The sequence below is a fragment of the Brachybacterium huguangmaarense genome (genome assembly GCF_025725725.1).
Lineage (GTDB): Bacteria > Actinomycetota > Actinomycetes > Actinomycetales > Dermabacteraceae > Brachybacterium > Brachybacterium huguangmaarense.
Genome location: NZ_CP107020.1, coordinates 1,559,429 through 1,571,779 on the forward strand (window position 1 = coordinate 1,559,429; position 12,351 = coordinate 1,571,779).

At 74.5% G+C, this 12,351-nt stretch carries 12 protein-coding genes and 1 pseudogene; 10 read left to right on the forward strand and 3 right to left on the reverse strand.

All coding sequences use genetic code 11. The features are described 5' to 3' along the window. The first annotated feature begins 31 nt into the window (after window positions 1-31). The gene (locus BRM3_RS06910) at window positions 32-433 is read left to right on the forward strand and encodes a hypothetical protein (RefSeq protein ID WP_263595315.1); all 402 of its coding nucleotides are present in this window, start codon (window positions 32-34) and stop codon (window positions 431-433) included. A 350-nt stretch (window positions 434-783) separates the two neighbouring features. After that, window positions 784-1,212 carry an organic hydroperoxide resistance protein gene (locus BRM3_RS06915; protein WP_263595316.1) on the forward strand — a complete coding sequence of 143 codons (429 nt, stop codon included), beginning with the start codon at window positions 784-786 and terminating at the stop codon, window positions 1,210-1,212. A gap of 31 nt (window positions 1,213-1,243) precedes the next feature. On the opposite strand, the gene BRM3_RS06920 is transcribed toward BRM3_RS06915, so the two are convergent. Next, complete coding sequence (locus BRM3_RS06920) at window positions 1,244-1,696, reverse strand: MarR family winged helix-turn-helix transcriptional regulator (protein WP_263595317.1); 453 nt, start codon at window positions 1,694-1,696, stop codon at window positions 1,244-1,246. Then, a pseudogene (locus tag BRM3_RS06925) lies at window positions 1,693-2,351 on the reverse strand (NAD(P)-dependent oxidoreductase). Before BRM3_RS06925 ends, BRM3_RS06920 begins: the two are co-directional and overlap by 4 nt. A gap of 371 nt (window positions 2,352-2,722) precedes the next feature. Between BRM3_RS06925 and BRM3_RS06930 the strand changes: the two are divergent. From BRM3_RS06930 to BRM3_RS06965, 8 genes are all read left to right on the forward strand, one after another. After that, window positions 2,723-3,019: a TetR-like C-terminal domain-containing protein gene (locus BRM3_RS06930; RefSeq protein WP_263595319.1), complete on the forward strand. Its 297-nt coding sequence runs from the start codon at window positions 2,723-2,725 to the stop codon at window positions 3,017-3,019. A gap of 113 nt (window positions 3,020-3,132) precedes the next feature. Beyond that, window positions 3,133-4,563, forward strand: coding sequence for an ATP-binding cassette domain-containing protein (locus tag BRM3_RS06935; protein WP_263595320.1), 1,431 nt, complete (start codon window positions 3,133-3,135; stop codon window positions 4,561-4,563). An 80-nt stretch (window positions 4,564-4,643) separates the two neighbouring features. Then, a complete protein-coding gene (locus BRM3_RS06940) occupies window positions 4,644-4,817 on the forward strand; it encodes a P-loop NTPase family protein (protein ID WP_263595321.1) in 174 nt (57 codons plus the stop codon). A 55-nt stretch (window positions 4,818-4,872) separates the two neighbouring features. Continuing rightward, the gene (locus BRM3_RS06945; protein ID WP_263595322.1) at window positions 4,873-5,640 is read left to right on the forward strand and encodes a LamB/YcsF family protein; all 768 of its coding nucleotides are present in this window, start codon (window positions 4,873-4,875) and stop codon (window positions 5,638-5,640) included. Next, window positions 5,637-7,277, forward strand: coding sequence for a 5-oxoprolinase subunit B/C family protein (locus BRM3_RS06950; RefSeq protein WP_263595323.1), 1,641 nt, complete (start codon window positions 5,637-5,639; stop codon window positions 7,275-7,277). Before BRM3_RS06945 ends, BRM3_RS06950 begins: the two co-directional genes overlap by 4 nt. Before the next feature lie 73 nt (window positions 7,278-7,350). Next, a complete protein-coding gene (locus BRM3_RS06955) occupies window positions 7,351-8,373 on the forward strand; it encodes a cation diffusion facilitator family transporter (RefSeq protein ID WP_263595324.1) in 1,023 nt (340 codons plus the stop codon). A gap of 95 nt (window positions 8,374-8,468) precedes the next feature. Continuing rightward, window positions 8,469-9,071, forward strand: coding sequence for a universal stress protein (locus BRM3_RS06960; RefSeq protein ID WP_263595325.1), 603 nt, complete (start codon window positions 8,469-8,471; stop codon window positions 9,069-9,071). 19 nt (window positions 9,072-9,090) lie between these two features. Next, on the forward strand, window positions 9,091-10,512 hold the full coding sequence (locus BRM3_RS06965; protein ID WP_263595326.1) for a mycothione reductase: 1,422 nt from the start codon (window positions 9,091-9,093) through the stop codon (window positions 10,510-10,512). A 15-nt stretch (window positions 10,513-10,527) separates the two neighbouring features. Here BRM3_RS06965 and BRM3_RS06970 read toward each other — a convergent pair whose 3' ends face one another. After that, window positions 10,528-12,324 (reverse strand): LCP family protein, encoded by a 1,797-nt coding sequence (locus BRM3_RS06970; protein ID WP_263595327.1) that lies wholly within the window; start codon window positions 12,322-12,324, stop codon window positions 10,528-10,530. Window positions 12,325-12,351: the final 27 nt, after the last annotated feature.

Sequence of the window (12,351 nt, forward strand, 5' to 3'; positions counted from 1 at the left end):
ACGGCCGCAGACGAACCCGCAAGCGGAGTACATGACCGTGTACGCGGCCGCGGTGGCGACGGCGGCGCGCGAGAGGGGGCTGGTCTGCGACCTGCAGATGACGGAGCGAGGGGCGGATCTGACGCTCCGCAGAAAGGAGGGCGCGGCGAGGGCGGCGACCTTCACCTTTCGCGAAGGCCATGTCGAGTTCGCGGTCGGTGAGTATTCGTGGTTCGACATCGACGAGTCCGAGATGGCCGACGGCCTCGAACCTGATGACGTGACCCGCTGTACGACCCTCGCCGACAAGTGCCTCCGGGAGGACTGGTCGCCCGTCACGCTGCGACGTCTCTTCCACCGGTCGGTGGTCGGACGGCAGGTCGACCTGGGGGAGGGCACGTATCTGCAGCTCGCACCCGACTGTTCCTGCGTGGTGACGAGGTCTGCATACTGAAAGAACGCTGCGCACCACCGCCGGGGACGATCCGGTACGCCTGCCCGGCCGATCCCCTCGGCGCATGAGCAGCTCGACGACCCCACGACGCCGGTGCGCGGACGCCACGGAGCCCCAGCTCTTCGGCGGAGTCCAGAAGCGACGTCCGACGTGATCGCCGAGATCATGGCGAGAGCCCGCAGCTGATCGGTCGGCCCGCGGTCGACCGCCGCGCTGACTCGGGTCGCCCCCGCTCACCCCCATGGACTCCGACAGCCGAAGTGGCAATACTCGAGAGGAGGCGCCTCAGGCGGGCCCCGCCCGCGCGCGGCGCGCACGACAAGACGCACACGACGATGAGGAGACATGCCATGAACACCCCCGACAGCATCGCCTACACGGCCAAGGCCGAGATCACCGGCGGCCGCGACGGCCACGGCACCTCGGACGACAAGGTGCTCGACGTCGACCTGCGCACTCCCAAGGAGATGGGCGGCCCCGGTGGCGGCACCAACCCCGAGCAGCTCTTCGCGGTCGGCTACGGCGCCTGCTTCCAGGGCGCGCTGGGCCTGGCCGGCAAGGAGCTGAAGATCGACACCTCGACGTCGGTCGTGAACTCCGAGGTCGGGATCGGCAAGGAGGGCGAGAGCTTCGGACTGAGCGTCAAGCTCACGGTGACCCTGCCCGGCGTGGACCAGGAGACGGCGCAGAAGCTCGTCGACCGTACGCACGAGCTCTGCCCGTACTCCAAGGCCACGCGCGGCAACATCCCCGTCGAGGTCGTCGCCGTCGGCTCCTGACCGCGTCTCTGGCCCAGGCCGGCTGACGTTCCTACGTCACCGACCTCCCGTCATCGCCGGCCGCGTCGTGCACGTGGTCGGCGATGAGCGCGAGCGCTCGCGCGACCACGGCCAGCTCGGCCGCGGTGAGCTTCGCAGCCAGACGGTCCCCGACCGCGTCGAGCGGGGCATAGAGCGCCCGCAGCTCGTCGAAGCGGTCGGTCGAGTCCAGGATCGCCGACCGCCCGTCGGCCGGATCGGGGCGACGGCTGATCCACCCGTCACCCTCCAAGCGGTGCAGCACCGACGTGAGGGTGGCGCGCCGTTGCCCGGTGCGCTCGGCCAGCCACGTCGGGGAGCACGGTCCTTCGCGGTCGATCACGTCGAGCACGTCCAAGTCGCGCGGGGTGAGCCCTGCCGCGGCGGCCACCGCGTCGTTTGCGATCTCGAGCTCGATGCGAAGCCGCCGGATCTCTTCGCGCACCTGCGCGGACCCGGCGGTCACCGTCGCGCCCGGCGATCGGTCGTCGGCGCGACGGCGGCGTGGACGTCGTCCTGGCTCTCGAGCTGCGCGACCATGGCCGCTGCGAGGTCGGGGCGCGTGGTCCAACCCTGAGAGGGGTGGTCGCGGTCGAGCCGATAGGCGGACACGGCCTCGGCGTCGATGAGCCTGCCGGGCCGCATGATCGTCCACGCGATGTCCGGCGCGTCCCGCAGCTCCTCCTCCATCGCGCGCATGTCCCGGTACAGCGTCCTGCCGACCACGTGCCGCAGCAGCGGGAAGAGCAGGAGGTCGGCGGCCAGGTTGCCGCGCGGCGGCGCGTACGTCAGGCCGGAGCTCACGACGACGAGGCGTCGGCCGCGCGCCCGCTCGCGCATCGCGGCGACGATCGCGGAGGTGCCGCGCGAGTAGACGTCGATCGGGCGGCGGCCGTAGGGCGCGCCGAGCGCGGACAGCACGGCGCCGGCCCCTCGACGGCCTCGGCCACGCCGGTCCGGCGGACGACGTCGGCGCGCACGGTGGTCAGCCGCTCCTGGGGCGGCAGCGGGAGCGGGTCGGCCCGTCGGCTGACCGCGGTCACGCGGTGCCCGGCGGCCAGGGCGAGGCGGCAGACCCACAGGCCCGTGGGCCCCGCCGCTCCGAAGACGGTCACATCCATGGCGGAACCTCCGGCCCCTCGACATCTAGTACGAAAATGGTACTACTTCTGGGTGGGCACCGGTCCAGCCCTTGCTACAGTCCAGCTGTGAGCGGGGGGACGTCGAGCTATCACCACGGGGACCTCCCGGCCACCCTCGTCCACACCGCCGTCGAGATGCTCGACGCCGACGGCGGCGCCGACCTCTCGATCCGCGCGGTCGCCCGCCAGGCGGGGGTCTCGAGCGCCGCGCCCTATCGCCAATTCCCGATCGGCCGGCCCTGCTCTCGGCGGTCGCCGCCGTCGGGTTCCGCGACCTCCTGGACACCCTGGTCGCCGCGTGCCCGAGGCCCGCGAGCGCCGAGGAGCTCGCCGAGCTCGGCGTCGCCTACGTGCGCTTCGCCCTCGAGCGGCCCGGCCTCTTCCGGGTCATGTTCGGCGAACGCGGCCAGCGCGGTGATCCCGGACGACGCGACGCGACGCGGAGCATCCACGCGTATCTCGACGCCGGCGTGCACCGGGCCTTCGGGATCGACGAGCCGGCCGCCACGACCACGGGCCTGTGGGCCCTCGTCCACGGGCTCGCCTGCCTGTATCTCGACGACAAGTTCGAGCCGGCCTCGCCCGACGGGATCTCCGAGCGCGTGCGGACCACGCTCGCGGCGACGCTCGCACTCCGCACGCCCTGACCGACTGCCCTGACGCCGCCCGCCCTCGAGCGCCGATCCCCAGGCGTCCGCCCGGATGTCGTGCGGCCCCTCAGCCGCCGAGGTCGGCGATGAGCCGCTCGGACGGAGACCGCATGAACCAGATCCGCTGGCTCCTGGGCTTCGCGGCGCCGTCCACGGGCGTGCTCGCGATCTCGGTGCTCGCCCGCCTGTGCGGCCACGCCGCGCTCGCGACCGCCCTCGCGCTGCCCGCCTGGACGGTGGGGCAGATGCTCACGGGGCGGGGCACGCCCGGAACGGCGCGCCTCGCGCTGGTCGCCCTCGCAGGCCTCGTCCTGGTCGTGCTGCTCGGGGCCGCGCTGCGCTACGTCGAGCAGCTCACGGGCCACCTCGCGGCCTTCACCCTGCTCGGCGAGCTGCGCATCTGGGTCATGGAGGGGCTGATCCCGCAGGCCCCCGCGGTGACCGACACCCGCGGCGCGGCCCGAGTGCTCGACGTCGCCGTGCACGACGTCGACCGGATCGAGGTGTTCTTCGCCCACACCATCGCGCCCGCCGTGAGCGCCGTGCTGATCCCCGCGGCGGCCGTCGCGGTCGCGGGCGGCCTCGCCGGGGCGCCCGCCGCCCTCGCGCTCGCCGTCGTGCTCGCCGCCGGCTGGATCGTGCCCGTCCTCGGCCGACGCCGCGACCGGGACGCGGCGCGCGAGGCGGGGCGCCTCCGCTCCGACCTCGCCCAGCACGTGGCCGACTCCCTGCGCCTGACCGAGGTGATCCGCGGAGCCGGGACGCTCTCCGCCCGGCTCGCGGGACTGGGAGCCCTCGACGCCGCACTGGGCCGGGTGCTCACCGCCCAGTCCCACCGCGCCGGGGCGCGGGCCGGGGCCACGGTCCTCCGGGTCTGGGGCGGGACGCTGCTCGTGCTGCTCGTCGGCCTCGCGACCTCGGCCCCCGCGATGCCGGCGGCCCTGCCCGGCGTGCTCGCCGCGGCAGCCCTCGTGCCCGGCACCGCCTCGGGGCTCGACACGCTCGAGCGGCTCGCCCGGTCCCTGCCCGCGGGCCTCGCGGCCGCGCGCCGGGTGCGCGAGCTCGCCCAGGCCGCTCCCGAGGTCGTCGAGCCGGACGCTCCGCGTGCCCTACCGGGTGCCCCGGACCGCCCGGGCACGGCGGCCGCGGCCCTCGAGCACGTCGTGTTCGGGTACCCGGGGCGCAGCGCCCCCGTGCTCGACGACGTCGACCTGCTGCTCGACCCCGGCGCCACGCTCGGGGTCACCGGCCCCACCGGATCGGGGAAGTCCACGATCGCCCGGCTGCTCCAGCGCCACCGCGATCCGGGCGCCGGGCGCGTGCTCGTGCGCGGCGTCGACGCGCGCGAGCTCGGATCGGGCCAGGTCCGGCGCCTCGTGGCCGTCGCCGACCAGGAGCCGTTCCTGCAGGACGCGAGCGTCACCGAGAACCTGCGCCTGGCCGCGCCGTTCGCCCCCGACGCCCAGCTGCGCGAGGCCCTCGCGCGCGCCTGCTGCGAACTGCCGCTCGACCGCGTAGTCGGGCCGCGCGGACGGCCCTGAGCGGGGGCGAGCGTCAGCGGCTCGCCCTCGCGCGCACCCTGCTGCGCGCCGCGCAGGCGCCGGGAGGGCTCAGCGGCGCCGTGCTCGTGCTCGACGAGGCCACGAGCCACCAGGACCCCCACACCCAGGAGCGCGTCGTGCGCTCGGTGCGGGGCCTGGGCGCCTCGACGGTCGTGATCGCCCATCGTCTCGAGACGCTGCGGGACGCCGATGCCGTCGTACGCGTCGAGGACGGGCGGATCCTCCCGCGTTGAACACCGCCCGGGCCTGGGCCATGCTGGAGCGACACCCTGCACCCGGAGGACCGCCATGCCAGCACCTGCGCACATCGACCTGAACAGCGACGTGGGGGAGGCGTTCGGGAGCTGGACGATGGGGGACGACGCCGCGATGTTCCGCTCCGTCTCCTCGGCCAGCATCGCGTGCGGCTTCCATGCCGGGGACCCCTCGACGATGGCCGAGACCTGCCGCGAGGCGGTCGCCGCCGGCGTCACCATCGGCGCCCACGTCGCCTACCGCGACCTCGCGGGCTTCGGCCGGCGCTTCCTCGACTGCTCGCCCCGCGAGCTCGCCGACGACGTCCTGTACCAGATGGGCGCCCTCGAGGCCGTGGCCCGCGCCGCCGGCGGCGCCGTCCGCTACGTCAAGCCCCACGGCGCGCTGTACACGACGATCGTGCACCACGAGGAGCACGCCCGCGCCGTGGTCGACGCGGTCCGCGCCTTCGGCGGCGACCTGCCGCTCCTGCTCCTCCCGGGATCCGTCGCGCTCGAGCGCGCCCGGGCCGCGGGGCTCAGGGCCGTCGCCGAGGCCTTCGCCGACCGCGCCTACCGGAGCGACGGCACCCTCGTCCCCCGCCGGGAGCCCGGCGCGGTGCTGCACGACGAGCACGCGGTGGCCGAGCGCATGGTGCGCCTCGCGTCGCGGGGCACGCTGCTCGCGCGGGACGGCACCGAGATCCGCATCGACGCCGCCTCGATCTGCGTGCACGGCGACTCCCCGGGCGCGGTCGCGATGGCCGCCGCCGTGCGCGCGGCGCTCACCGCGGCCGGCGTCGAGATCCGCGCGTTCGCGTGAGCGCCGTGCGTGCCCGCGAGCTCCGCCGGGTCGGGACGCGCGCCCTCCTGGTCGCGGGCCGCGACCTGCCGGACGTGCTCGCCCTGCACGCCCGCCTGCGCGCCGCGCCGCTGGCCGGGCAGACCGAGGTGCTCGCGGCCGCCGAGACCATGCTCGTCTCCTTCGTCCGGCGCGCCGACGCGCTCGCCGCCGCATCGGTCCTCCCCACGCTCGCGACCGGCGGCGGGCGGCAGGAGACGCCGAGGACCGTCGACATCGACGTCGTCTACGACGGCGAGGACCTGGACGACCTCGCCCATGCGCTCGGCATGGAGCCGGAGACGCTCGTCGCCGCCCACACCGCGGCCCCGTGGCGCGGCGCCTTCGGCGGCTTCGCACCGGGCTTCACCTACTGCGCGAGCGAGACGGAGCGCCTCTGGGACCTCGACGTGCCGCGACGCGACAGCCCTCGCACCGCGGTCCCCGCGGGTTCCGTGGCCGTCGCCGGGCGCTTCTCGGCCGTCTACCCTCGCAGCTCACCGGGCGGCTGGCAGCTGCTGGGCCGGACCCCGGCCGCGATGTGGGACCTCTCCCGTCCCTTTCCGGCGCTCGTGCGCCCCGGCGATCGCGTCCGCTACCGCGCCGTGCGCGCCTCCGCCCGTCTGCGTCGGCCACCCGCCGCACCGCCCGCCGACCGCACGCCGGTGCCGGCGACGGCTCCTGCCCTGGAGGTCGAGGACCCGGGGCTGCTGACCCTCGTCGAGGACCTCGGACGGCCCGGAGCCGCCGACCTCGGTGTCCCGCCCTCGGGAGCCGTGGACCTCCCGAGCGCCCGCGCCGCCAACCGCCTCGTCGGCAACCCCGCCACGGCGGCCGTGCTCGAGACCCTGCTCGGCGGCCTCGTGCTGCGCGCCCGCGGCCCGCTCGTCCTCGCGCTCACCGGCGCCGACGCACCCGGCACGATCACCGGGGCCGACGGAACCGCCCGATCGGCCCCGCCGCGGCGCGCCGTCGGACTCGACGACGGCGAGACCCTGCGCCTCGGCGCGCCCCACGCGGGGCTGCGCACGTACGTCGCGGTGCGCGGCGGGGTCGAGGTCGCCGCCGAGCTCGGCAGCCGCGCGTCCGACACCCTCTCGGGCCTCGGCCCCGCCCCGCTGCTCGCGGGCACCCGGGTGGGGATCGGGCCGACCGCGCATCTCGCGGCGGTCGCCGGCGCCCCCGCTCCCGCGCGCACGCTGCCCGTCGCGGGCGGCACGACCCCGCTGCGCCTCGTGCTCGGGCCGCGCGAGGACTGGATCCGCGAGGACTGGGACGGCGACGCGCTCGCCGTGCTCGCGGGCCTGGACTGGCGGGTCTCGACGCAGGCCGACCGGGTGGGCGTGCGCCTGCGCCCCGGGCCGGGCGGGCGGCCGCTCCCGCGCCGGCCCGGCGAGCTCGCGAGCGAGGGCGTCGTCACCGGAGCCGTGCAGGTCCCGCCCTCCGGCGAGCCCGTGCTGTTCCTGGCCGACCACCCGGTGACCGGCGGCTACCCGGTGGTCGGCGTCGTCGTCGACGACGACCTCCCGCTCGCCGCGCAGCTGCCGCCGGGAGCCCTCGTGCGACTGGTCCCCGTCGACCCCGACACGCTCGCCCCGCTCGCCGCGCCTGGGGCGTGAGCGCGACAATGAGCACCGGCCCGCCCCGCCGTGCGGTCCGCGCCTCCCCGTCCCCGTCCCGACAGGTCACCTCATGAGCAGCCCCGCCGAACACGCCCACCTCTCCGAGGAGGGCGGATCAGGATCCCTGGTCACCGTCGTCATCGCGTTCGCGGCCAACCTCCTGGTCGCGATCGCCAAGACGGTGGTCGGGATCATCACCGGCTCCGCGTCGATGATCGCCGAGGCGTTCCACTCGTGGGCCGACACCGGCAACGAGATCTTCCTGCTGATCGGGGAGCGCCGCGCGGGCAAGGAGCCCGATGCGAGCCATCCGCTCGGCTACGGGCGCGCCGGGTACGTGTGGGCGATGTTCGCGGCGATCGGCCTGTTCGCGGTCGGCTCCGCCGTCTCGGTGTGGCACGGGATCCAGTCCCTCGGCGCCCCCGAGGAGGAGGGCGTCTCCTACACGTGGGCCTACCTCGTGCTGGCGCTCTCGTTCGTGCTCGAGGGCTTCTCGTTCCTGCAGTCCGTGCGCCAGGCCCGGCGTGGAGCCGCCCTCAGCCGGGTGAGCGCCCTGCGCTACCTGGGGCTGACCCCCAACCCGATGCTGCGCGCCGTGTTCGCCGAGGACTTCGCGGCGCTCATCGGCATCGGCATCGCCGCCGCGGCGCTCCTGGCCCACCAGCTCACGGGCAACCCCCTGTGGGACGCCCTCGGCTCGATCCTCGTCGGCGTGCTGCTCGGCATCGTCGCGATCTTCCTCATCGCCCGCAACTCCTCGTTCCTGACGGGGGAGGACGCCTCGCCGCTCGGCATGCGCACGATCCTCGGTGCCCTGCTCTCCCATCGCGACGTCGAACGCGTGAGCTTCCTGCACACCGAGTGGGTGGGCCCCGACCGCATCTTCGTGGTCGCGGGGGTGGACCTGGTCGGCGACCTCCCCGAGGGCGAGCTCGCCGCGCACCTGCAGGCCATCGAGGACGACCTCGAGCGCAACCCGATCGTCACACGGGCCGTGCTCACCCTTCCGCGGCCCGACGACCCGACGCGCCTCGAGCTGCAGCCGCTGCCCGACTGGTACGAGGCCGACGAGGAGCCGAGCGACCGCGCCTGACCGGCGACGGGATCGGTCACCAGGACCTCCCTCTCCCCGTTCGGGCCCGCGCGGGTGTCTCATAGAGGCAGAAGCACGGAAAGGACACGAGAACCATGGATGAGACGGTGCGACGGACGCAGAAGAAGCAGATCCTGGTGGGGGTGGCGGGCCCCCGCACCCGGCATGTGGTCGCGACCGCGGCCTGGTACGCCGAGCACTTCGACGCCGAGCTGACGTGCGCGGCCATCGACGCCGACCCCTTCACGATGGGGGAGACCCCCTCGGGCTACCTCGTGACGATGGCCGATCTGACGCCCGAGCAGGAGGAGGAACGGTCCTTCGTCCCCGACCTGGTCGCCATGATCGACTCCGTGACCCGTCCGCGTGGCATCGTCTGGCACGAGCGCCTGGCCACCGGCCGTCCCGCACCCGAGCTGTCCGACATGGCCGAGGAGCTCGACGCCCTCATGATCGTGCTCGGCACGCGCGAGGGCATGCGCGGCGCGCTGCGCGAGGCCCTCAACGGCTCGGTCGCCGCCCAGCTCGCCCACCGCCAGCACCGGCCCGTCGTGGTGGTCCCGCTCGACCCGATCACCGAGGGCGACGCGAGATTCTTCGAGCGCCTCGAGGCCGACCGCGAGGCGCAGGCCGGACAGCGCGCGCAGCAGGCCGCCTCCGCATCCGCCGAGGGCGAGACGGCCGCCCCGTCGGCGTGAGTCCGCGTACCCTGCGGGCGTGACCCACTACGACATCGCCCTCATCGGCTCCGGCTCCGGCAACTCCTTCCCCGGCCCCGAGCTCGCCGACCGCAGCATCGTCTACATCGACCGCGGCGTCGGCCCCGACCACGTCTTCGGCGGCACCTGCCTGAACCTCGGGTGCATCCCCACCAAGATGTTCGTGCACACCGCGGACGTCGCGGCGACCCCGCGCGAGGCCGGGCGCTTCGGGGTCGCCGAGACCCTCGACGGCGTCGACTGGCCCGCGATCCGCGACCGCATCTTCGGGCGCATCGACCCGATCTCCCGCGGCGGCCTCGACTACCGAGCCCACCACCCGGACAACGACAACCTCACCCTGCTGCGCGGCACGGCCCGCTTCACGGGCCCCCGCGCCCTCGTCGTGGACCTCGCCGACGGCGGCCGCGAGCAGATCACCGCCGACACGGTCGTGCTGGGCGCCGGCTCACGGCCCGAGCTCCCGCCCGTCGACGGCCTCGCCGAGGCCGCACCGCTCACCTCGGACACGGTCATGCGCATCGACCGCCTGCCCGCCTCGATCGCCATCCTGGGCTCGGGCGTGATCGCCGCCGAGTTCGCGCACATCCTCTCGGGGCTCGGCGTCGAGGTCACGATCATCGCGCGCTCCGGGGTGCTGCTGCGCCACGAGGACGCCGACATCGCGGAGACGTTCACCGCCGCGATCTCCGAGCGCTGCCACGTGGTCACCGGCTTCGCCGCGACCTCGGCCCGCCGCACCGCCGACGGGGTCGAGCTCGTCGGGACCGTGGACGGCGCCGAGCGCACCATCGCGGCCGAGGAGCTGCTCGTGGCCACCGGGCGCCGCCCCAACTCCGACCTGCTCGACGTCGCGGCCGGCGGGATCGCGACCGCCGACGACGGCTGCGTGCGGGTGGACCCGTACCAGCGGGTGCTCGACACCTCGGGGCGCGTCCTCGAGGGCGTGTGGGCCTTCGGCGACCTCTCCTCGCCGCTCCAGCTCAAGCACGTCGCCAACCACGAGCTGCGGATCCTGCGTCACAACGTCCTGCACCCCGAGGACCTGCGGCGCAGCGACACCATGCCCGCCCCCCGCGGCATCTTCACGCATCCGCAGATCGCCGCGGTCGGCATGACCGAGGAGGAGGCGCGCGCGAGCGGCCGCCAGATCCGCGTCGCCCGCCAGGAGTACGCGGGCATCGCCTACGGCTGGGCGCTCGAGGACACGACCGGCTTCGCCAAGGTGATCGCGGACGCGGACACCGGGGAGATCCTGGGCGCCCACCTCCTGGGCGCCGAGGCGACCGTCCTGATCCAGATCCTGATCCAGGCCATGAGCCTGGGGCAGACCGCCGCCGACATCGCGCGCACCCAGTACTGGATCCACCCGGCGCTGCCCGAGCTGATCGAGAACGCCCTGCTCCAGCTCACCGACTGAGCCGGCCCGGGGCCCTCACTCGCCGCCGGGCATGCAGGACTGCAGCGGGTCCGCGGTCGCGTCGGCCGTGGGATCGTCCGCCTCGGCCGGGGGAGCCTCGGTCGTGGGCTCCTCCTCGGCGGGAGCGGTGCTCTCCTCCGGGGCGCTCGTCTCGGGCGCCGGCGCGGCGGTCGTGTCCTCGCCCTTGACCGACACCGCGGTCGTGGAGGTCATCGAGTCGGCGATTGAGTCCTGCACCCACTGATGGATGTAGTCCCAGTTCGGGTGGCCGTACTTGCCCCAGTTGTCCTCGCCCGGGGCGTCGATGTCGCGCGTGAGCGGGTAGGACTGGAAGCCGGCGTCCTTGACCCGCAGGGCGAGGGTCACGAACGCGTCGATCCGGCCCGGCGGGATGTCGGTCTGGATGTTGTTCTCGGTCGCGGTCACGAGCTTGGGGAACGCGAGCGCGAGCGTCGTCGGGTCGGCCTCCTCGCTCACGACACGCACCATGCGCTGCTGGCGGCACATGCGGTTGTAGTCGTCGGAGCCCTCCCGGGAGCGTGCGTACCACAGGGCGTGGTAGCCGTCGAGGTGCTGGTAGCCGGGCTCGATCCATCCCGTGATGGGGTACTTCCCGCCCGTGGCCTGGTTGATGCCGCCGCCGATCGGGATGCGCCGCTCGACGTTCATGTCGACCCCGCCGATGGCGTTGACGAGGTCCTCGAAGCCCTGCAGGTCGACCATCGCGTAGTAGTCCATCGACAGCCCCGTGGTCTGCTCGACGGCGTGCGTGGTCGCGGTCAGTCCCGGGTTGTCGTCGCCGGGGTACAGGTCCTTGTTGTCGTCGGCCCAGGTCCACACGGCGTTGATGAGGTTCTCGTCCTTGCCGAAGGCGTCGAAGCCCTCGGGAAACTGCTTGGCCTCGACGGACCCCTTCGGGAAGCGCACGTACTGCAGGTTGCGGGGGAGCGAAAAGAGGGCCGTGCGGCCGGTCTTGGTGTCGATCGACGCGACCATGATCGTGTCGGGGCGGGTGCCCGTGCGATCGGCGCCGGCGTCCTGGCCCAGCAGCATCACGTTGATGCGCTCCGTGGAGGCCCACGGGTCGGCGCCGCCGCCGATCCTGCCGTCGTCGGTGCCGCCGAACACGCTCGTGTTGCCGAGCAGGCCCTGGGCGGCGTAGACGCGCTGGGCGCCCATCGCGAACGGCGTCGCGACGCCCGCCATGAGCACGAGCGCGAGCACGAGCGAGACGACGCGCCGGGGACCGTGCAGACGCTCCTTGGTGTTGTGGGCGACGTTGGACAGCAGGATCTGCAGCATCCAGACCAGGCCGACCACGATCACCGCGACCAGGATGCCGATCACGACACCGCGGCTCGAGACCAGGTGGAGCAGGGTCGGGAGCGGATCGCCGAGCGTGACCCAGGCCACGAGGCCGCCCACGCCGAGCACGAGGACGGCCAGCAGGGCCCAGCCGAGCACGCGCATGCGCGTCGAGATCAGCCCGGTGCCCGGCAGGATCGTCGTCAGCACGGTCCATCCCGCGGCGCGAGGGAGCGAGCCGGGCGTGGCCTCGGCGCGGCGGCGGCCCCGGGGGCCCGCGGCCGCCGCCGCCTCGTCGGCCCCGTCGCCGTCCTCGGCCTCGACGGCGGGCGCGGTCGAGGCGTCCGCCCAGGCGTCGTCGACATCGGTCGTCTCGGCGGCGTCGCCGAACGCGTGGGCGCGCGCGGAGCGGGCGGAGTCCTCGGAAGCGCGCCGGGACCGCGGAGCTGCGGCGTGCCGTCCCCGCGGGACGCGGGGGCGTCTCCGGGCAGAGTTGTGCTCGGTCATGGCCGCCATCCTACGGAGCGTCCGCCC

Coding starts and splice junctions, on each gene's coding strand:
- BRM3_RS06955 (WP_263595324.1), top strand. CDS start 7,351: ATGAGCAGCCCCGCCGAACACGCCCACCTCTCCGAGGAGGGCGGATCA.
- BRM3_RS06970 (WP_263595327.1), bottom strand. CDS start 12,324: ATGACCGAGCACAACTCTGCCCGGAGACGCCCCCGCGTCCCGCGGGGA.
- BRM3_RS06910 (WP_263595315.1), top strand. CDS start 32: ATGACCGTGTACGCGGCCGCGGTGGCGACGGCGGCGCGCGAGAGGGGG.
- BRM3_RS06915 (WP_263595316.1), top strand. CDS start 784: ATGAACACCCCCGACAGCATCGCCTACACGGCCAAGGCCGAGATCACC.
- BRM3_RS06945 (WP_263595322.1), top strand. CDS start 4,873: ATGCCAGCACCTGCGCACATCGACCTGAACAGCGACGTGGGGGAGGCG.
- BRM3_RS06935 (WP_263595320.1), top strand. CDS start 3,133: ATGAACCAGATCCGCTGGCTCCTGGGCTTCGCGGCGCCGTCCACGGGC.
- BRM3_RS06960 (WP_263595325.1), top strand. CDS start 8,469: ATGGATGAGACGGTGCGACGGACGCAGAAGAAGCAGATCCTGGTGGGG.